Annotated in this window: 15 protein-coding genes and 2 tRNA genes; 6 read left to right on the top strand and 11 right to left on the bottom strand. The window is 55.4% G+C overall.

Features of this window, described 5'->3' with window-relative positions; all coding sequences use genetic code 11:
* Nucleotides 1-3 precede the first annotated feature (3 nt).
* The 9 genes from nusA to rlmE form a co-directional block, all read right to left on the bottom strand.
* Nucleotides 4-1,491 carry a transcription termination factor NusA gene (gene nusA / locus NR302_RS02595; RefSeq protein WP_258144470.1) on the bottom strand — a complete coding sequence of 496 codons (1,488 nt, stop codon included), beginning with the start codon at nt 1,489-1,491 and terminating at the stop codon, nt 4-6.
* Nucleotides 1,492-1,515: 24 nt separating this feature from the next.
* Complete coding sequence (gene rimP / locus NR302_RS02590) at nt 1,516-1,968, bottom strand: ribosome maturation factor RimP (RefSeq protein ID WP_036620302.1); 453 nt, start codon at nt 1,966-1,968, stop codon at nt 1,516-1,518.
* 212 nt (nt 1,969-2,180) lie between these two features.
* A tRNA-Met gene (locus tag NR302_RS02585) sits at nt 2,181-2,257 on the bottom strand.
* A gap of 59 nt (nt 2,258-2,316) precedes the next feature.
* Nucleotides 2,317-2,403 (bottom strand) — tRNA-Leu (locus NR302_RS02580).
* 49 nt (nt 2,404-2,452) lie between these two features.
* On the bottom strand, nt 2,453-2,788 hold the full coding sequence (secG, locus tag NR302_RS02575) for a preprotein translocase subunit SecG (protein WP_007886689.1): 336 nt from the start codon (nt 2,786-2,788) through the stop codon (nt 2,453-2,455).
* 217 nt (nt 2,789-3,005) lie between these two features.
* Nucleotides 3,006-4,340, bottom strand: a complete 1,335-nt coding sequence (gene glmM / locus NR302_RS02570) for a phosphoglucosamine mutase (protein WP_008104307.1) — start codon at nt 4,338-4,340, stop codon at nt 3,006-3,008.
* Nucleotides 4,341-4,344: 4 nt separating this feature from the next.
* Nucleotides 4,345-5,178 carry a dihydropteroate synthase gene (gene folP, locus NR302_RS02565; protein WP_154193142.1) on the bottom strand — a complete coding sequence of 278 codons (834 nt, stop codon included), beginning with the start codon at nt 5,176-5,178 and terminating at the stop codon, nt 4,345-4,347.
* A gap of 129 nt (nt 5,179-5,307) precedes the next feature.
* Entirely contained in the window at nt 5,308-7,215 is a 1,908-nt protein-coding gene (gene ftsH, locus NR302_RS02560) for an ATP-dependent zinc metalloprotease FtsH (protein WP_036620266.1), read from the bottom strand.
* A 175-nt stretch (nt 7,216-7,390) separates the two neighbouring features.
* Complete coding sequence (gene rlmE / locus NR302_RS02555) at nt 7,391-8,020, bottom strand: 23S rRNA (uridine(2552)-2'-O)-methyltransferase RlmE (protein WP_007886684.1); 630 nt, start codon at nt 8,018-8,020, stop codon at nt 7,391-7,393.
* A 125-nt stretch (nt 8,021-8,145) separates the two neighbouring features.
* Between rlmE and yhbY the strand changes: the two genes are divergently transcribed.
* On the top strand, nt 8,146-8,439 hold the full coding sequence (gene yhbY / locus NR302_RS02550; protein ID WP_007886683.1) for a ribosome assembly RNA-binding protein YhbY: 294 nt from the start codon (nt 8,146-8,148) through the stop codon (nt 8,437-8,439).
* 126 nt (nt 8,440-8,565) lie between these two features.
* On the opposite strand, the gene greA is transcribed toward yhbY, so the two are convergent.
* The gene (gene greA / locus NR302_RS02545) at nt 8,566-9,042 is read right to left on the bottom strand and encodes a transcription elongation factor GreA (RefSeq protein WP_008104312.1); all 477 of its coding nucleotides are present in this window, start codon (nt 9,040-9,042) and stop codon (nt 8,566-8,568) included.
* A gap of 246 nt (nt 9,043-9,288) precedes the next feature.
* Between greA and dacB the strand changes: the two genes are divergently transcribed.
* The 3 genes from dacB to pmrB are packed head-to-tail and all read left to right on the top strand — an operon-like array spanning nt 9,289 to nt 12,442.
* Nucleotides 9,289-10,722, top strand: coding sequence for a serine-type D-Ala-D-Ala carboxypeptidase (gene dacB / locus NR302_RS02540; protein WP_154154463.1), 1,434 nt, complete (start codon nt 9,289-9,291; stop codon nt 10,720-10,722).
* On the top strand, nt 10,722-11,384 hold the full coding sequence (gene pmrA, locus NR302_RS02535; RefSeq protein WP_061718248.1) for a two-component system response regulator PmrA: 663 nt from the start codon (nt 10,722-10,724) through the stop codon (nt 11,382-11,384). The genes dacB and pmrA overlap by 1 nt, the downstream gene beginning before the upstream one ends.
* On the top strand, nt 11,381-12,442 hold the full coding sequence (gene pmrB / locus NR302_RS02530) for a two-component system sensor histidine kinase PmrB (protein ID WP_154193144.1): 1,062 nt from the start codon (nt 11,381-11,383) through the stop codon (nt 12,440-12,442). Before pmrA ends, pmrB begins: the two co-directional genes overlap by 4 nt.
* A gap of 6 nt (nt 12,443-12,448) precedes the next feature.
* On the opposite strand, the gene NR302_RS02525 is transcribed toward pmrB, so the two are convergent.
* On the bottom strand, nt 12,449-14,719 hold the full coding sequence (locus NR302_RS02525; protein WP_258144467.1) for a TonB-dependent siderophore receptor: 2,271 nt from the start codon (nt 14,717-14,719) through the stop codon (nt 12,449-12,451).
* Nucleotides 14,720-14,978: 259 nt separating this feature from the next.
* Here NR302_RS02525 and fes point away from each other — a divergent pair, with 259 nt between their 5' ends.
* Together fes and NR302_RS02515 are read left to right on the top strand one after the other, a co-directional pair.
* The gene (gene fes / locus NR302_RS02520; RefSeq protein ID WP_258144466.1) at nt 14,979-16,208 is read left to right on the top strand and encodes an enterochelin esterase; all 1,230 of its coding nucleotides are present in this window, start codon (nt 14,979-14,981) and stop codon (nt 16,206-16,208) included.
* Nucleotides 16,193-20,104 carry an enterobactin synthase subunit F gene (locus NR302_RS02515; RefSeq protein WP_258144464.1) on the top strand — a complete coding sequence of 1,304 codons (3,912 nt, stop codon included), beginning with the start codon at nt 16,193-16,195 and terminating at the stop codon, nt 20,102-20,104. Before fes ends, NR302_RS02515 begins: the two co-directional genes overlap by 16 nt.
* Nucleotides 20,105-20,114 lie beyond the last annotated feature (10 nt).

Below are 20,114 nucleotides of genomic sequence, written 5' to 3'. Positions count from 1 at the left end.
TTATTACGCGTCATCGCCGAACCAGCAGATATTACGTGCAGCCATAATCAGCGCACCGGCTTTCTCGTCATCCAGCCCTTCAATATCTGTCAGATCGTCAACACCTTGCTCAGCGAGATCTTCCAGCGTGCAAACGCCTTTCGCCGCCAGGCGATACGCCAGCGCACGATCCAAGCCCTCAAGATTCAGAAGATCCTCAGCGGGCTCCTGATTACCAAGGCTCTCTTCTTTCGCTAATGCCAGGGTAGTTAACGCATTTTTTGCTAGTTCACGCAGGGCTTCAATGGTCTCTTCATCGAGGCCGTCGATTTCCAGCAGCTCGTTGATTGGCACATAAGCCAATTCTTCCAGCGAAGAGAAGCCCTCTTCCACCAGAATGGTGGCGAACTCTTCGTCGATGTCGAGATGTTTGGTGAACATATCGATCGCTGCATGGGCTTCAGCTTGGTGCTTGGCCTGCAGATCATCGACGGTCATCACGTTCAGTTCCCAACCGCTCAGTTGGGAAGCCAGACGCACGTTTTGGCCGTTACGGCCGATCGCCTGAGCCAGATTGCCGGCTTCAACAGCGATATCCATGGTGTGATTGTCTTCATCCACCACAATTGACGCCACATCGGCTGGCGCCATAGCGTTGATAACGAACTGCGCCGGGTTGTCGTCCCACAGCACAATGTCGATACGCTCGCCACCCAGCTCGCTCGAAACCGCCTGGACACGCGCACCGCGCATACCGACGCAAGCGCCCACTGGATCAATACGTTTATCGTTGGTCTTCACCGCGATTTTGGCGCGTGAACCCGGATCGCGCGCTGCCGCTTTGATCTCGATAACTTCTTCGCCAATTTCTGGCACCTCAATGCGGAACAATTCGATCAGCATCTCTGGCTTAGAACGGGTGACAAACAGCTGCGCGCCACGCGCTTCAGGGCGAACGGCGTACAGCACGCCGCGAATACGGTCACCTGGACGGAAGTTTTCACGCGGCAGCATGTCTTCACGCACAATCACGGCTTCAGCATTGCTGCCGAGGTCCAGTGAAATGTTGTCGCGGTTCACTTTCTTCACCACGCCGGTGATGATTTCGCCTTCGTGTTGACGGAACTGATCAACCACCATCGCGCGCTCAGCTTCACGTACTTTTTGTACGATAACCTGCTTAGCAGTTTGGGTGGTGATACGGTCGAAGGTGACAGATTCAATCTGATCTTCGACAAATTCGCCCAGATTGAACGCTTCGTCTTCATAACGAGCTGCATCCAGCGTGATCTCGCGAGTCGGCTGCGTGACTTCTTCCACAATCTGCCAGCGACGGAAGGTGTCGAAATCGCCGCTGCGGCGATCGATGCTGACACGCACTTCGATCTCTTGCTCATACTTCTTTTTGGTCGCAGTGGCCAAAGCGCTCTCCAGCGCTTCGAAGATTTTCTCACGCGGCAGGGCTTTTTCGTTAGAAACGGCTTCTACTACAGCTAAGATCTCTTTGTTCATCCTGGTTAGCCTCAATCCGGACTTTTAAAAGTGGGGGACCAGGTTCGCTTTCTGAATGTTGCTCAGCGCGAACACTTCATCGTTACCCTCAACGGTCACCGTGATCATCTCGCCTTCAACAGACTTAATGATACCCTGCCATTTACGGCGGTTTTGTACGGCCATGCGTAGTACCAGGCTCACCTCGTCACCGGCAAAACGTGCATAATGTTCAGCAGTGAAAAGAGGACGTTCGAGACCCGGCGAGGAAACTTCAAGGTTGTAAGCCACGGTAATTGGATCTTCCACATCCATTACTGCGCTAACCTGGTGGCTAACATCGGCGCAATCATCAACATTGATACCCTCTTCACTATCAATATAGATGCGCAGGGTTGATGTGCGACCACGAATAAACTCAATACCGACTAATTCGTAGCCAAGCGCTTCTACTGGAGCAGAGATCAACTCTGTCAATTTTTGCTCTAATGTGGACAAGCCCACCCCCAAGACATAAAAAAAGGGCCTATAGCCCAGTGTTTCGATTTCCTGATAACAAAAAACCCCGAATATTCGGGGCTTTTTGTGACTGGACCCTGTACGCCGCATAGCGGCTTCGGAGCACAATCCAAAAGAATTTTTTTCAAAAATCACTGAGATTGCGTCCGTCGATGCATACAGTATATTTGAAAAAGAACTCTAAGGGAAAGTGGTTGCGGGGGCCGGATTTGAACCGACGACCTTCGGGTTATGAGCCCGACGAGCTACCAGGCTGCTCCACCCCGCGTCCGAAAACGTGGCGAATAATACGCCGACCTTGCAAAAAATGCAAGTTAAACTGAGATTTGGTACCGAGGACGGGACTTGAACCCGTAAGCCCTTTCGAGCACTACCACCTCAAGGTAGCGTGTCTACCAATTTCACCACCTCGGTACATCACTAGACTGCGACGTTGTTTTATCGCACTACAGCGTTGACGATCTTACTGCGGGATATCATTGCCCGGCGTTGCCGGTTTAGCTGGCTGAGTCTGCTGTTCAGACTGCGCCGGCGCAGTGAGGTTATCCCACTCGCTACCTTTGGCTGTTTTATTACTGTTCAGGTTACCCAGAACCAGGCTGATGATGAAGAACAGCGTAGCCAGTACCGCAGTCATGCGAGTCATAAAGTTGCCAGACCCATTTGAACCGAACAGCGTACCAGAAGCGCCCGCACCGAATGAGGCTCCCATATCAGCGCCTTTGCCTTGCTGCAGCATGATCAAACCTACGAGGCCAATCGCTACAATAAGGAAAACAACTAACAGAGCTTCGTACATAATCAACCTGTTTCCTTGCGCGTTATCTGCACAGTTAAAGCTTCAACCAATATCGATGGGGAGTCTCGTCATCACCCATCAGAAGCGGGTGTGAATACTAACCAAAGGCACATACCTCTGCAAGTGCAATTTTCACCATCGCTTTCGATTGCGGAAAAAAGCACCATCACGGTGATTTTGCAGGCGGAAAGTACAAAACCTCTCCGCCTGAAACAACTTAAACCGCTTTTACTGCATCCGCGATTTTGTGCGCCAGCGCGCTGACCTGCGCCTCATCTTCGCCTTCTACCATCACACGAATCAGTGGCTCTGTGCCGGATTTGCGCAGCAACACACGACCACGCCCCGCCAGCGTTTTTTCTGCTTCTGCGGTCACGGCTTTCACGCTCTCGCTTTCCAACGGATCGTGCTCGCCAGCGAAACGCACATTGACCAAAATCTGCGGCAGCATTTTCATGCCGCTGCACAGATCGTGAAGTGTCATATGGTTGCGCACGATTGCAGTGAGCACTTGCAAACTTGCCACGATGCCGTCGCCGGTGGTGGTTTTATCCAACAGGATCACGTGACCGGAGTTTTCTGCCCCTAAACGCCAGCCCTTTTCCTGCATTTTTTCCAGCACATAGCGGTCACCCACTTTCGCACGGGTAAATGGAATACCCAGCTGTTTCAGCGCCAGCTCCAGACCCATGTTACTCATCAGCGTGCCGACCACGCCGCCGCGCAATTGGCCCTGACGCAGCCCTTCGCGTGCAATGATGTAGAGAATCTGATCGCCATCGACTTTATGACCTAAATGGTCAACCATCATGATGCGGTCGCCATCGCCGTCGTAAGCCAGTCCGAGATCGGCCTTCTCTTCCAACACGCGATGCTGCAGCAGACGCAGATCGGTCGCACCGCAATCTTTGTTGATGTTCATGCCATCCGGCTGCACGCCGATAGCAATCACCGTCGCACCCAGCTCACGCAGCACATTAGGCGCAATGTGGTAAGTTGCGCCGTTAGCGCAATCAACCACAATCTTCAGCCCATTCAGGCTTAGCTCGCTTGGGAACGTCCCTTTGCAGAATTCGATGTAACGACCTGCGGCATCGACAATGCGACTGGCGCGGCCCAGTTCAGCTGACTCCACGCAGGTGATCGGCTTTTCCATCTCCAGCTCAATGGCTTCTTCGACTTCGTCCGGCAGCTTGGTGCCTTCAGCAGAGAAGAATTTGATGCCATTGTCGTCGAAGGGATTATGCGAAGCCGAAATCACAATGCCGGCTTCAGCGCGGAAAGTGCGTGTCAGATAAGCAATAGCAGGTGTCGGCATCGGACCGGTGAAGGCTGCAGATAATCCCGCCGCCGCCAGACCCGCTTCCAGCGCCGATTCCAGCATATAGCCTGAAATACGCGTATCTTTACCAATCAATACTTTGCGTGAACCCTGACGCGCCAGCACCTTACCGGCCGCCCAGCCCAACTTGAGAACAAAATCAGGGGTAATCGGTGCTTCACCGACTTTGCCGCGAATACCATCTGTACCGAAATATTTACGATTACTCATGCCTTTATCCTTTTGCTCTCCGTGTCGCTTCGACGACGCGCATCGCTTCGACAGTCTCTTTCACATCATGCACGCGAATAATTTGCGCCCCTTGCATGGCGGCAATTACCGCACAGCTGAGGCTTCCGGTCAGGCGCTGCGCCGGACCGACATTTAGCAACTGACCAACCATCGACTTCCGCGACATCCCGACCAACAGCGGTAAGCCGTAATGGTGGAAATGACTCAGATTGGCCAGCAGTTCATAGTTGTGGCTGAGATTCTTACCGAAACCGAAGCCAGGATCGAGCAGCAGATTATCTTTTTTGATGCCGGCTGCTTCACATCGCGCAATCTGCGTAGCGAAGTAAGCGTCCACTTCGCTCACGATGTGGCTATATTCCGGTGCCTGCTGCATGGTGCGCGGTTCACCTTGCATGTGCATCAAACACACTGGCAAACCGGTTTCTGCTGCCGCTGCCAGCGCGCCCGGTTCGGACAGGGAACGAATGTCATTGATAATGTGAGCGCCCACTCGCGCCGCTTCACGAATCACTTCTGGTTTGGAAGTATCGACGGAAATCCACACCTCAAAACGCTGCGCGATGGCTTCAACCACCGGAATGACGCGTGCCAGTTCTTCCTCCACGCTGACTTCATCAGCGCCCGGACGTGTTGATTCACCGCCAACATCTATGATGGTGGCACCGGCATTTACCATTTCATTGGTGTGCGTCAGCGCATCGACCAGCGTGTTGTGGCTTCCACCATCAGAGAAAGAGTCCGGCGTGACATTCAAAATACCCATCACATGGGGAAAAGAGAGATCGAGATGGGAATCACGGGCGAACAACTTCATGGCGAGAATCTCCTTGAGGAATCACTGAATCGCAGAATGTAAAAAACCCCGGGCTTGCCGGGGTTTGCATTGTAACAAGTATTGCGGCTGCAAATCTGGCGGAGAGCAACGCATCCCGCCAGAACGCTATCACATGATCTTGTCTGAACCCGGAGTTTTCGGGTCATCAACAGGACGTGGAGCCTGCGTTGAGTCGCCGTTACCCACAGCAACTTTCGCCTCTTCCCAACCTGCTGGTGGACGCACTTCGCGGCGTGCCATCAGATCGCTGATTTGCGGTGCATCGATGGTCTCATACTTCATCAGCGCGTCTTTCATCGCGTGAAGGATGTCCATGTTTTCATTCAGAATACGGCGTGCACGCTGATAGTTGGTATCGATAAGGTGTTTAACTTCCTGATCGATAATGCGCGCCGTTTCATCTGACATGTGTTTTGCTTTCGCCACTGAACGACCGAGGAATACTTCACCCTCTTCTTCAGCGTAAAGCAATGGACCCAGCTTCTCAGAGAAGCCCCACTGCGTAACCATGTTGCGTGCTACGCTGGTTGCCATTTTGATGTCAGATGAAGCACCGGTAGAAACATAGTCAGGACCATAAATGATCTCTTCCGCCAGACGTCCGCCGTAAGCCACAGAAATTCGACTTTCCAGCTTCTGACGGTTGGCGCTGATCTCATCGCCCACTGGCAAGAAGAAAGCCACGCCCAGAGCACGACCACGCGGGATGATGGTGACCTTGTGCACCGGATCGTAACCCGGAACCAGCGTACCAACGATCGCGTGACCCGCTTCATGATAGGCCGTCGATTCTTTCTGCTCTTCGGTCATCACCATGGAGCGACGTTCCGCACCCATCATGATTTTGTCTTTGGCTTTTTCAAACTCAACCATCGAAACCACACGCTTGTTGCCGCGAGCAGCAAACAGCGCAGCTTCGTTGACCAGGTTAGCCAAATCCGCACCGGAGAAGCCAGGCGTACCACGTGCGATGACTGAAGGATCCATATCGGTTGCCAGCGGCACACGACGCATATGGACTTTCAGAATCTGCTCACGACCACGCACGTCTGGCAAACCGACGACAACCTGACGGTCAAAGCGGCCTGGACGCAGCAGCGCCGGGTCAAGTACGTCTGGACGGTTAGTTGCCGCGATTACGATGATGCCTTCATTACCTTCAAAGCCATCCATCTCAACCAGCATCTGGTTCAGCGTTTGTTCACGTTCATCGTGACCACCGCCTAAACCTGCGCCACGCTGACGGCCAACCGCATCGATTTCATCGATAAAGATGATGCACGGCGCAGCTTTCTTCGCTTGTTCGAACATGTCACGCACACGAGATGCACCAACACCGACAAACATTTCAACGAAGTCAGAACCGGAAATAGTAAAGAACGGTACTTTGGCTTCGCCAGCAATCGCTTTCGCCAGCAGCGTTTTACCGGTACCCGGAGGGCCGACCATCAGGACGCCTTTCGGGATTTTACCGCCCAGTTTCTGGAAACGGCTCGGCTCACGCAGATACTCAACCAGCTCACCCACTTCTTCTTTGGCCTCATCACAACCGGCCACGTCAGCAAAAGTGGTTTTGATCTGATCTTCGGTCAGCATGCGGGCTTTGCTCTTGCCGAAGGACATCGCGCCCTTGCCGCCGCCGCCCTGCATCTGCCGCATAAAGAAGATCCACACGCCAATCAGCAGCAGCATTGGGAACCATGAGATGAAGATGGAAGCCAGCAGGCTTGGTTCTTCAGGCGGTTCGCCAACTACTTTGACGTTTTTGGTCAACAGGTTATCGAGTAACTTAGGATCGTTGACGGGGATATAGGTGGTGTATTTATTGCTGTCTTTTTTGACAACGTTAATCTCACGCCCGTTAATTCGTGCCTCGCGGACCTGATCTTGGTTCACTTCCGATAGGAAAGTTGAATAATCAACCCTACGGCCATTCGACTCGCTGGGCCCAAAGCTCTGGAATACAGACATCAGCACGACCGCGATGACTAACCAGAGAATCAGGTTTTTCGCCATGTCACTCAAGGGATTAACCTCATATTACAACGATGTTAACAGACAGCGTAGGGTACTATAGTTCCTTCATACCTGGAATCGCAGTGCGGATGATTTTGCTTGTTTACCCTGAAACTCAGAATTACACATCAGAGTAAACGCATTGGTCGTCTTGCTTTGATTCCGGCAATTCGGGCTAAAGTTTGCGCCCCGTCGCCACAATGTACACTTCGCGCGAACGTAATCGCGAAGCGTCCGGCTTACGAATTTTCACTTTCGTAAACAGGGAGCGAATTTCCCGCAGGTATTCATCGAAGCCATCTCCCTGAAACACTTTCACGACAAAACTGCCGCCTGGGGCCAGGATATCCCGACACATTTCCAGCGCCAATTCTACCAAATACATCGAACGTGGAATATCAACCGCAGGTGTACCGCTCATGTTGGGTGCCATATCAGACATCACCACCTGCACCTTTTGGTCGCCTACGCGCTCCAGTAAGGCGTTAAGTACCGCCTCATCTCGAAAATCGCCCTGCAAAAAATCAACGCCGACAATCGGATCCATTGGTAACAGATCGCAGGCGATGATACGACCACTTGATCCGATAAGCTGAACCACATATTGCGACCAACCGCCGGGTGCCGCACCGAGATCAACAACTGTCATCCCGGGTTTGAAAATCTTGTCACCCTGCTGAATTTCTTCAAGTTTAAACCAGGCACGCGAACGTAACCCTTTTTTCTGTGCCTGCAGCACATATTTATCGCTAAAGTGTTCCTGTAGCCAGCGACTGGAACTGGCCGAACGCTTTTTACCCGTCATAATTTTTCCAATTAAATCGTCATCGTAGCGATAAATCAGCACGCAATGGTCGCGTTGATTTGGCGATATACCCGAGATGGCGGTAGAATGAACCGTTTTCAATCCCTGAGTAAGCAAAAAATACGATGAATCTGAGTACCAAACAAAAACAGCACCTGAAAGGCCTTGCCCATCCGCTTAAGCCGGTTGTCATGCTGGGCGGTAATGGCCTGACCGAAGGCGTGCTCGCCGAAATCGAACTGGCGCTTGAGCATCACGAATTGATCAAGGTAAAAATTGCCTCGGAAGATCGTGAAACTAAGCAGCTGATCGTGGACGCTATCGTGCGTGAGACTAAAGCAGGCAACGTACAGGTAATCGGCAACACGCTGGTGCTGTATCGCCCTGCCAAAGAGCGTAAAATTACTCTTCCGCGTTAATCATGCCTTTAAAGGCGGCGACGGGCAAAGAAAGTGCCACGCTCCTGCATGTGATAAAAGGCCGCAATGCGGCCTTTTTCCTTTCTTTACAAAATGCAGCGACATATTGCAAAGCGTAGCAATATCTTAAAGGTATTCCACCTTCAGGACTTCATATTCCACATCCCCGCCCGGGGTTTTCACAATCGCGACATCGTCTGCTGATTTTCCAACCAATCCACGCGCCATCGGCGAATTCACTGAAATCAGGTTCTGTTTGAAGTCAGCTTCATCATCACCCACGATGCGATAGGTGAACTCTTCATCCGTATCCACATTCAAGATGGTCACGGTGGCGCCAAAAATCACGCGACCGGTTTTCGGCATGGCAGTCACATCAATGACTTGCGCATTGGAAAGCTTGGCTTCAATCTCCTGAATACGACCCTCGCAGAAACCCTGTTCTTCGCGAGCCGCATGATATTCGGCATTCTCTTTCAAATCGCCGTGCTCACGGGCTGTGGCGATGGAGGCGATAATGCGCGGACGCTTCACGGATTTCAGTTCGTTCAGCTCTTCACGTAGCTTCTCAGCGCCTTTCAACGTCATCGGAATCTGATTCATTTTGGCTCCTCGTCATCTATCCTGGTTAACGGCGTCATCCTGACCGGTGACAGCAGAAAACTGCTTCTGCGGCGCGTTACCTCTTTTCACAAGCAAAAGAAGCCTGACCGGGAAAGCTTTCCGGGTCAGGTTCGGTTTTGCATTTTGATACGTATTTTACCCCAGAGTTCCCTGTGGGTCATCGTTTACTTTGCACCGTCCGGGGACGTAGTATTGACGCCCTCACCCGTCAGTTACCGCGAGATTATGCGATTTTCACGACTTGTTACCGGATTAACCTGTGCGTTTATGCTGCAGGCACAAGCAGCCCCCGTTGATGAATACATGCAGTATTTGCCAGACGGCGCAAACCTGGCGCTGATGGTACAAAAAGTGGGCGCATCCACCCCAATAATCGATTATCACGGCAAACAGATGGCGTTACCGGCCAGCACCATGAAAGTGGTGACAGCGCTGGCGGCTTTGTTAGAACTCGGACCCGATTTCCGTTTCCAGACCACCATGGAGACCAAAGGTGCAGTTAACGATGGCACCTTGAATGGCGATTTAGTGGCGCGTTTTGGCGGTGATCCCACGCTAGGTCGCCAGGATCTGCGCAACATGGTTGCCGCGCTGAAAAAGCAGGGCATCACCCATATCAAAGGCAACCTGGTGATCGACACTTCGGTGTTCGCCAGCCACGATATGGCGCCAGGCTGGCCGTGGAACGATCTGACACAGTGCTTCAGCGCGCCGCCGGGTGCGGCAATCGTCGATAAAAACTGTTTCTCGGTTTCGCTGTATAGCGCCAATACGCCGGGCGAAAACGCCTTTGTGCGTATCGCTTCCTATTATCCGGCTCACATGTTTAGTCAGGTGCGCACCATTGGTCGTAACAGCGGTGACGGACAATATTGCGAGCTGGATGTCGTACCAGGCGAGCTCAATCGCTACACCTTAACCGGCTGCATGCGCCAACGTTCAGAGCCGCTGCCGCTGGCATTTGCCGTGCAGGATGGTGCTGCGTGGGCCGGTGAGATTCTTAAAGCCGAATTGCGCGCCGCCGACATTGATTACAGCGGGCATCTGGTTCGCCAGGCGCAAGTGACATCGCCAGGCACCGTGTTGGCTTCGACCCAATCTGCGCCGCTGCACACGCTGCTGCACACCATGCTGAAGAAGTCGGACAATATGATTGCCGATACCGTGTTCCGCACCATCGGCCATCACTACTTCAACGTGCCGGGCACCTTCCGCGCGGGTTCGGATGCGGTACGTCGCATTCTGCGCGAAAAAGCCGGTGTCGATCTCGGCAACAGCATTCAGGTCGATGGTTCCGGCCTGTCGCGCCATGACCTGATCGCGCCAGACACCATGATGCAAGTGCTGCAATACATTGCGAAAAATGATTCAACGCTGAATTACATTTCGATGTTGCCGCTGGCCGGTTACGACGGCACGCTGCAATATCGCGGCGGTCTGCACGAAGCAGGACTGGATGGCAAAGTATCGGCGAAAACCGGTTCGCTGCAGGGCGTCTATAATCTGGCAGGATTCATCACCACTTCCAGTGGCGCACGCGTCGCCTTTGTCCAGTTCCTGTCCGGCTATGCTGTGCCGCCGGAAGATCAGAAAACGCGCCGCATCCCGCTGGTACGTTTTGAGAGCCGCCTCTATACGGATATCAACAAGAACAACTGATGAAACTGCTAATTGTTGAAGATGATGCACTATTGCAATCGGGCCTTGCGCAGGCACTAACCTCGCAGGGCTACGCCATCGACTGCGCCAGCACGGCTGCAGAGAGCAATGCGCTGCTGCGTAGCGGACAATACAGCCTGATCGTGCTCGATCTCGGCTTGCCGGATCGCGATGGTGCTTCGCTGCTGCGTCAATGGCGACGCGACGGCATTGCGGTGCCGGTGCTGATCCTCACGGCGCGCGATGCGCTGGAGGATCGCGTTGATGGTCTGGATGCCGGCGCTGATGATTATCTGGTGAAGCCGTTTGCACTGGTCGAGTTACAGGCACGCGTGCGAGCGCTGATTCGCCGTTATCAGGGCCACAGCGATAACCTGCTGCAACAGGGCGATTTGACGCTCAATCTCAGTTCGCAGCAGGTCTTGCTGGAAGCGATCCCGCTGGAGATCACGCCAAAAGAGTTCGCGCTGCTCACCCGCTTACTGATGCGCGTGGGGCAAAACGTGCACCGCGAAACACTGCAGCAGGATCTCTACAGCTGGAATGACGATCCCGGTTCCAACACCCTTGAAGTTCACATCCACAATTTACGTCGCAAGCTCGGGAAAGATCGCATCAAAACCGTGCGCGGCGTCGGTTACCGTCTGGAAATCCGTGAATGAACAGCATGCGTCAGCGATTACTGATTATGTTGGCGCTGATTCTCCTCACCTGTCAGGTGATGAGCGCCATCTGGCTGTGGCATGAAAGCCGCGAGCAGATCAGTTTTTTGGTCAACGAAACGCTCTCGGCGCAGGCGCGAAACGATCGCGTGGAAAACGAGATCCGTGAGGCGATTGCCTCGTTGCTGTTGCCTTCCTTAGTGATGGTCGCCCTCACCTTGCTGCTGTCGTTTTGGGCGATAAACTGGATTATCCGTCCGCTGAAATCGCTGCAGGACAGCCTGGCGCATCGTTCAGCGGATAACCTGACGCCGTTGCCGATCTACTCCGAAATGGATGAGATCGTGGCGGTAACCACTTCGATCAACCAACTGTTTTCACGCCTCGATCACACCTTGCAGCAGGAACGCCTATTCACCGCCGATGCCGCGCACGAGTTGCGTACGCCGCTGGCCGGATTGCGCCTGCATCTCGAGCTGCTCCACCAGCAGAACGTGCCGCAGAGCGAGATGCTGATTGAACGCATCGATCAGCTGATGCACACCGTGGAACAGCTTTTAATGTTATCGCGCGCCGGACAAGCGCTGGCGGGCGGTCACTATCAGCAGTTGCAGTGGCAACAAGACATCATGCAACCGCTGAAACCAGAAATGGCCGAGCTGTATCAACAGCGTCAGCAAATCCTGCACTGGCCGCAGAACGATGATGTGCCGCAGCAAGGTGAAGCGGTGCTGCTGCGCCTGATGCTGCGCAATCTGCTGGAAAACGCCTCGCGCTATAGCCCGGAAGGCAGTGAAGTAGCAGTGAAGATGCAGCAGGACAAGCAACAAGTGATTATCGAAGTGTGGGATCAAGGTCCGGGCATTGAAGCCGCCGCAGCGGAAGAGCTCACGCAGGCGTTTCGTCGTCGCGATCAGCGTTACGGCGGCAGCGGTTTGGGTTTGAATATCGTGCTGCGCATCGTGCAGATGCATCGCGGCAGGCTTGAATTGGTCAATCGTGAAGATCGCAGCGGGCTGATTGCCCGCTGCTATTTACCGCATCAACTAATTGGCTAAACGCCGTTAGAAGTGGGTATTCAGGCTCATAAAGTAAGTACGACCGGATTCGTTGTAGGTATTGGCGCCGGCACCATACAGATAAGAGTTGGTGTTGGCGTTACCGGTGGTTTGCGCATTACCTTCGCGATAGTGACGTTTATCGAACAGGTTATCGATGCCCACCGTAACGCTGGCGTACTTGTTGATATCGTAGGTACCGCTCATGCCGATAATTGAGTAAGGACTCACTTTATCGGTTGCGCTCCCGGTAGAAAGATTCCCTTTGTAATCATACTTCTTCGGCGTCTGCGTGCCGTACCAGGTCAGCGTGGTTTGCAGCGACAGATCCTGCGTCGCCTGCCAGCTCAGCGTCGAGTTCAGCGTGTACTCCGGAATCACCGATAAACGATCGCCGGTCTCTTTGTTCTTACTCTGCAGCATATAAGTGAAGTTATTGTTCCACGTCACGCTGTCGGAGAACGGCACGTTGACGGTGCCTTCCAGCCCTTCCACCACCGCTTTCGGTACGTTTTCCCACTTATAAATATCGGTGGTGCCATTGGACGCTTTGCTGACTGGCGAGTAACCGGCTTCGATCTTGTTACGATAATCGTTGCGGAACCAGGTCAAACCGGCCTGATAACCTTCGTGTTTCCACTCCAGCCCGATCTCTTTGTTGATGCTGTTTTCTGCTTTTAGATCGCTGTTGCCTTGCAGATAACAGGCGCCGGTGCTGGCCGCACAACCCTGACCATTGCTGTACAACAAGTAGTTCGGGTTGGTTTGATACAGGCTCGGCGCTTTGTAAGCGCGTCCAATCCCCATCTTCAGCGTGAAGTCATCGCCCAAACCTTGCGACAGGTTGAGCGACGGGCTCCAGTTATTGCCAACAATTGAGTGATGATCGAAACGCAGGCTTGGCGTCAGCATGGTGCTGTCGGTCAGCTCCATGTTGTCTTCCGCAAACAGCGAGAAAATCTCTGCCTGTGAATAGGGGCTGCGGCCGGTGTTATCAATGCCCGGCACCGAACCGTAGTTCGCCGCCTGCGTGTTGGAAGAACCATCCTTCATGCGCTGCTGGTTCCATTCGGTACCCAGCGTCGCGGTTTGGTTAAACAGCAGCTCAAATGGAATGCTGACTTCGCTATGCAGCAGCACATCATCCAGTTGAATGGTGTTGAAACCGCTGTTGGAGAAGATGCCTTCGGTGCCGCCCGCCAAACCTTCGTTAATGCGCGAGTTGCGGGTTTTCTCGTAGCGCGCGTAGGTGTTGGTGCTGACACCGTTATCCCATGCGCCGGTCCATTTCAATGAAATGTTCTGGCGATACAGGCGGTTAGTTTCGTCACCGTACATGCTTTTCACCAGCGCGCTGGTGTTGGTGTTCTGCGTGTCACCCGCATACAGGTTGCCCTGACGGCTGAAACCGCCCTGCAGCTCCAGCGTCTGCATCGGCGCAAACGCCCAGCTCAACAAAGCATTGATATCTTTATTAACCGAGCCTTCACGACCCGCCGGATAGCTGCCCGCATAGGTTCCGGTACGTGCAGCCGCATGCCCTTCGTTGATGTCATAGGCATCGGCCTGAGTTTTGGCTAAACCGCCGTATAAACGGAAGTTGAAATCATCGCCCAGCGGCCCTTCGAGACTGAAGTTGGTGCGCTTGGTCGCGCCTTCCGCTTTATGTTCCGGCACGTTGAAATAGGTGTTCCAGGAACCGTGCCACTGCTGATCGGTCTGTTTCTTGGTGATGATATTCACCACGCCGCCCGCCGCGCCGTTGCCGTAACGCACCGCTGCCGGCCCGCGAATCACGTCGATGTGGTCGATCATCTCCGGCGGCACCCAGTTGGTATCGCCACGCGTATCACGCTCGCCACGCCAGCCAAGACGCACCGAGTTGCGGCTGGTGATCGGCATGCCATCCACCATGATCAGGGTGTTTTCCGGGCCCATGCCGCGAATATCGATCTGGCGATTGTTACCGCGCTGGCCGCTGGTGGAGTTGCCGGTCAGGTTAACGCCTGGCATGGTACGGATAATTTCGGACACATCGCGTGCTGGCGGATGCTTTTTAATTTCGTCGGCGGTAATGGTTGAGACGCCCGGCGCTTGCAGGTTCTGTTGCTGCGCGGTGACCATCAAGGTGCCGCCGTCCATTGATTGTGCGTCAGTGGTGCTGGCTGAGGTTTTGCTGGAAGAAGTCTCCGCTGCCCAGGCGTTGCTGGAAAGCAGTGAGGCGCTGAGCCCCAGTTCAATCAGAATGGCTAATGATAACCTTGAGTAATTTTTCATTTTATACGTTCCTGGATGGCCAGTGAAAAGCCGTTGGATGCTTAACTGGCGAGCCGGTGAGAAGATCCCTGTCCATATCGCGCCCAGTTCCAGACCCTTCAAACCATCCGTAGCGCAACCTTACCGAACGGTAAGCATCAGGCGGAACAGGCGTGCTCATTTTTGAGCGCAGTCACCCTATTGCAAATGCAAATTATTATCAATAGTATTATTCATCAAGCTTATGTAAATCTCCGCGTAAACACCGACTGGCAGCCCTATGACCTGGCGAAATGATGTAACCGGCAGTGAAGCCTGGTGGCAGGCGCAACAATCCCAAGGCATTCCCCGCATTGAGTTAGCAGACGATGGCCAATGTCAGGTCACCTTCTTCTGGCGTGACCCGCAAGGCGATGAAACGCAATCGTCGACACAGCGCGTGTGGATCAACATCACCGGCGTGACCGATCACCACCAGCGCCGCCCGCCGCAGTCGTTAATGCGCGTGGCGGGCACCAATGTCTGGTATTGGCAGACTTCGCTGCCTGCTAACTGGCGCGGCAGTTACTGTTTGATGCCCGATGAACAGGCCACCGACTTCACCGGCGTTGCCGAGATGTCCACGCTGCGCAACTGGTGGCGCGACAAATTCCCGACGGCGCAGGCCGATCCTTTGAATCACTTGCGTGGCTGGTCCGGTGGTCGCGGCATGGGCGTATCGCCGCTGCATCTGCCGCACGCGCCCAATCAACAGCTGTGGCAAGCGGTGGATAACGGCACAGCGCCAGCCATTGAACTGCAACAGCAGCAATGGGATAGCGCGCTATTAGGCAACAGCCGCAAGGTATGGATTTACACCACCGGCGAGTCCAATCCTGCACAGCGTCCGCTGGCCATCATGCTCGACGGACAATTCTGGGCGCACAACATGCCGATTGCCGGACCGTTGCAGCAGCTCACCGATGCCGGTTCTTTGCCGCCAGCGGTGTATCTGTTTATCGACATCATCGACAGCGAACACCGTAGCCGCGAGCTGCCGTGCAACGCGCAGTTTTGGCAAGCCATGCAGCAAGAACTGTTACCGCAAATCGCACAATCAACGCCTTATCGCCAGCAGGCGGACAGCACCATCGTCGCCGGACAAAGCTTTGGTGGCCTGGCGTCGGTGTTTGCCGCGCTGCACTGGCCGGAAACTTTCGGCAACGCGCTCAGCTTGTCCGGATCCTTCTGGTGGCCGGAACGCGGCAATCCACACGGCTGGTTGCTGCAGGCGCTGGATAGCGGTCTCGCGCCGCGCCAACCGCTGCGTTTCTGGCTCGAAGCCGGCAAACGCGAAGGCTTGATTCTGCAAGCTAATCAACAACTTCAACAGCAGCTTAGCGCTGCCGGCTATCAGGTAAATTACCAGCCGGTGGAAGGCGGCCATGACGCGCTCTGTTGGCGCGGCGGCCTGCTCAATGGCCTGCAAGCGCTGTGGAGCAAACCGGAGCATCCATGTCCGAATCTCTGATGAACATGCCTATGACCGACCAAAAAACCTTGCCGTTAGTCGCGGCACAGCCCGGCATCTGGATTGCCGATCAGCTGTCACCGCACCACAACGCTTACGCAGTGGCGCACTTTGTCGAACTGCGCGGTGAGATTGATAGCGCCCTGTTGGCCCAGTCGATCGTCGCGGGCATGCAGGAAGCCGACACGCTGAACATGGCATTTGGCGAAGTGGAAGGCGAAGCGTTGCAGTGGCCGCAGCCACACTCCTTTAGCCTGCCGCAGATTGTCGATTTGCGTGCTGAGGCCGATGCGCCCGCCACAGCGCGTGCACTGATGCGTGACGACATGAATGGCGATCTGCGCGTATTGAGCGGTGCAAAACTGTGGCATCACCGCCTGTTCCGTCTCGACGATCAGCATTGGTTCTGGTATCAGCGCTATCACCATTTGGTAGTGGATGGCTTCAGCTTTACCGCGTTGACGCGCCGCATCGCCAATCTCTATACCGCAGCCGTACAGCAGCAAGCCGCTGAACCGACGCCGTTTATTCCGTTTAGCGAAGTGGTGGACGAGTATCAGCGCTATCGCGAATCCTCCTCCTTTGCGCGTGACAGCCAGTTCTGGCGCGAAAAAGGCGCGGCGCTGCCTTCACCAGCTTCGCTCTCGCCGCTGCCGCTCGCCGGACAACACGCCAGCACCGATCTGCTGCGCCACAGCGTTACGCTGGATCGCAGCACCTTCCAGACGCTGGTGCAGCAGCATCCGCACGCCAGCGCCGCCGATCTCGCCTTTGCGCTGGTAGCGCTGTGGCTGGCGCGTCTCAGCGGGCAAAACGACTTTGCCGCCGGTTTCATCTTTATGCGCCGTATCGGCTCGGCCGCCTTGTGCGCCACCGGTCCAGTGATCAACGTATTGCCTATGGCGGTACATTACGATCCAACGCAACCGATCAGCGCGCTGGCCGCCCAGTTGGCGGGCGAAGTGAAAAAGATGCGTCGTCATCAGCGCTATGACGCTGAGCAGGTGCAGCGCGATCTCGGCCGGCTCGGCGATGGCGATCCGCTGTACGGTCCGGTGATCAATCTGAAGATGTTTGATTACCAGCTTGATTTCGCTGGCGTGGAAGGCATCACGCATCAACTGGCGTCCGGCCCGGTGCGCGATCTGGAAATCGCCATCTATATCAGCGAGCACGGTGAACTGACGCTGGAGCTGCTGGCGAATGCCGAACGTTACAGCGAACAAACTTTGCAACGTCACGCCAGCCGCTTTGCTCTGCTGCTCGATCAGCTGGCGCAACAGCCGCTACGGCCATGCGGCGAACTCGACCTGCTCACCGCCGAAGAACATGCGCAGATTGCCGCGATCAACCAAACCGCCTATCCGCTGCCAGCTGAAACGCTCGCTTCCCTGTTAGCGCAACAGGCGGCGCGTACGCCCGATGCACCAGCGCTGGCCGATGCGCAACATCAGCTTAGCTACCGCGAAATGCAGCAGCAGGTGTTTGCGCTGGCCGCCGATCTCAGCGCCGCCGGCGTGCAGCGTGGCGATATTGTCGCCGTGGCGCTGCAGCGTTCGGTGCAACTCTCGCTGGCGCTACAGGCGATTGTTTCGCTCGGAGCCGCGTATTTGCCGCTTGATACCGGTTATCCGGATGACCGTTTACAGCTGATGTTAGAGGACGCCGCGCCGAAAACGCTGATCACCTGCGCGGCGCTCAGCGCGCGCTTCAGCGCCATCGCGTCGGTCAATCAGCTGCATTTTGATGTGCTGTATAACAACCCGCATGCGCTGCAGCTGGCCAGCGCGCCGACGCCGCAGGATGGCGCCTACATCATTTACACCTCAGGTTCGACTGGTCGCCCTAAAGGCGTGCTGGTGGGGCATGAAGCCATCGTCAATCGCCTGCTATGGATGCAGGATCGCTATCCGCTGCAAGCCGATGATGTGGTGCTGCAGAAAACCCCGAGCAGCTTCGACGTCTCAGTGTGGGAATTCTTCTGGCCGCTGCTGGTCGGTGCACAGTTGGTGATGGCGCCGCCAGAAGCCCATCGCGATCCGGAAGCGCTGCAGCAGTTGTTTGCCAGCTACCAAGTCACCACCACACATTTCGTCCCCTCGATGCTAGCGGCCTTTGTCGCGGCGCTGGATGATCAACCGGCGATTGCCTGCTGCGCCAGCTTGCGCAACGTGTTCTGCAGCGGTGAAGCGCTGCCAACGGATTTATCGCGCGAATGGGAAAAACTGACGCAGGTGCCGCTGCACAATTTGTATGGCCCAACCGAAGCGGCGGTGGATGTCAGCTGGTATCCGGCGTTTGGTGATGCATTGGCCGCAGTCGAAGGCGCCAGCGTGCCGATTGGTTTTCCGGTGTGGAATACCGGCCTACGCATCCTTGATGCCCGCATGCAGCCGGTGCCGCCGGGCGTGGCGGGCGATCTCTACTTAACCGGCGTGCAACTGGCGCATGGCTACCTTGGCCGTCCCGATCTCACCGCCAGCCGCTTTATCGCCGATCCTTTTGTGCCCGGCGAACGCATGTATCTTACCGGCGACGTAGCGCGCTGGCTGGATAACGGCGCGGTGGAATATCTCGGCCGCAGCGACGATCAGCTGAAGATTCGCGGTCAGCGCATCGAACTGAATGAAATCGATCATGTGCTCAGCGCGCAGCCCGGCATTGAACAGGCGGTCACGCACGCGGTGGTACTCGGCGGTTCGGCGGCGCAAGGTGATGCGCGTCAGCTGGTCGGTTACGTGATTGCAGAGCAGCGGGTTGATAGCGAAGCTCTGCGTCAGGCGCTGGCACAACGCCTGCCCGCGCATATGGTGCCGGTGGCGATTGTGCAGCTCGATGCCTTCCCGCTCAGCAGCAACGGCAAACTGGATCGTAAAGCGCTGCCGTTGCCGGAATCGGCTGGCGTCAGCGCAGGGCGCGCCCCGCACTCCGGGCTGGAAACCACCTTAGCCAATGCTTTCTGTCAGCTGCTGGCGCGCGAGGAAATCAGCGCACAGGATGACTTTTTCGCCCTCGGCGGCCATTCGCTGCTGGCGATGCGCTTAGCGGCGCAGCTGCGCCGTGAGCTACAACAGCCGGTTTCGGTGGGGCAAATCATGGTGGCCTCGACGGTTGAGAAACTGGCAACGCTGCTCAGTGATACGCAATCACATCAGCAAGCCGGTTTTGAAGCGGTGCTGCCGCTGCGTCAGAGCAACGGACCGATGCTGTTCTGCTTCCATCCCGCGTCGGGTTTTGCCTGGCAGTTCAGCATTCTGCAACGTTATCTCAATCAGCGCTGGTCGCTGGTCGGCATTCAGTCGCCGGATATCGACAGCCCGCTGAACCAAAGTGCACATCTGGATGAGGTGTGTGACGCCCATCTGCAAACCCTGCGCGACGTGCAGCCGCATGGACCTTACTATTTCCTCGGCTATTCGCTGGGCGGAACTTTGGCGCAAGGCATCGCGGCACGGCTGGAAGCGGCAGGTGAAGAAGTGGCGTTCCTCGGCCTGCTGGATACCTGGCCGCCGGAAACGCAAAACTGGGATGAGAAACGCGGCGAGAACGTACTGGATCCGGCGGTACTGGAAGAGGTGAATCGCGAGCGCGAGCAGTTTATCGCCGCGCAGCGCCATCAGGCCGGTGAAGAGATGCGTGCGATGTTCGATACCATTGAAGCCAATTACGCCAGTTCTGTGCGCCTGCTGGCAACGGCACGCAGCGCCCGTTTCAACGGTCGCGCCACGCTGTTCCTCGCCGAACAGACGCAGCAGCCAGGACAAGATGCGCGCCGCGCCTGGGCGCCGTATGTCGGTGAACTGGAGGTGTGGCCGATGGATTGCGCCCACGTGGAGATCATTTCACCGCAGATGTTTGAGCAGATTGGGCCGTTGTTGCAGCGGTTGCTGGGTTAATTTGAAAGAA

Origin of the sequence: Pantoea sp. SOD02 (genome assembly GCF_024707505.1) — a bacterium.
GTDB classification, from domain to species: Bacteria; Pseudomonadota; Gammaproteobacteria; order Enterobacterales; family Enterobacteriaceae; genus Pantoea; species Pantoea symbiotica.
Note: the sequence above shows the minus strand (reverse complement) of the source record. Positions and strands in the feature narration are given on the sequence as shown.

Bases quoted from the DNA above. Each gene is read 5' to 3' on its own strand.
- nusA (WP_258144470.1), bottom strand. From the start codon at position 1,491: ATGAACAAAGAGATCTTAGCTGTAGTAGAAGCCGTTTCTAACGAAAAA.
- pmrA (WP_061718248.1), top strand. From the start codon at position 10,722: ATGAAACTGCTAATTGTTGAAGATGATGCACTATTGCAATCGGGCCTT.
- fes (WP_258144466.1), top strand. From the start codon at position 14,979: ATGACCTGGCGAAATGATGTAACCGGCAGTGAAGCCTGGTGGCAGGCG.
- NR302_RS02525 (WP_258144467.1), bottom strand. From the start codon at position 14,719: ATGAAAAATTACTCAAGGTTATCATTAGCCATTCTGATTGAACTGGGG.
- pmrB (WP_154193144.1), top strand. From the start codon at position 11,381: ATGAACAGCATGCGTCAGCGATTACTGATTATGTTGGCGCTGATTCTC.
- NR302_RS02515 (WP_258144464.1), top strand. From the start codon at position 16,193: ATGTCCGAATCTCTGATGAACATGCCTATGACCGACCAAAAAACCTTG.
- folP (WP_154193142.1), bottom strand. From the start codon at position 5,178: ATGAAGTTGTTCGCCCGTGATTCCCATCTCGATCTCTCTTTTCCCCAT.
- glmM (WP_008104307.1), bottom strand. From the start codon at position 4,340: ATGAGTAATCGTAAATATTTCGGTACAGATGGTATTCGCGGCAAAGTC.
- dacB (WP_154154463.1), top strand. From the start codon at position 9,289: ATGCGATTTTCACGACTTGTTACCGGATTAACCTGTGCGTTTATGCTG.
- yhbY (WP_007886683.1), top strand. From the start codon at position 8,146: ATGAATCTGAGTACCAAACAAAAACAGCACCTGAAAGGCCTTGCCCAT.
- ftsH (WP_036620266.1), bottom strand. From the start codon at position 7,215: ATGGCGAAAAACCTGATTCTCTGGTTAGTCATCGCGGTCGTGCTGATG.
- secG (WP_007886689.1), bottom strand. From the start codon at position 2,788: ATGTACGAAGCTCTGTTAGTTGTTTTCCTTATTGTAGCGATTGGCCTC.
- greA (WP_008104312.1), bottom strand. From the start codon at position 9,042: ATGAATCAGATTCCGATGACGTTGAAAGGCGCTGAGAAGCTACGTGAA.
- rlmE (WP_007886684.1), bottom strand. From the start codon at position 8,020: ATGACGGGTAAAAAGCGTTCGGCCAGTTCCAGTCGCTGGCTACAGGAA.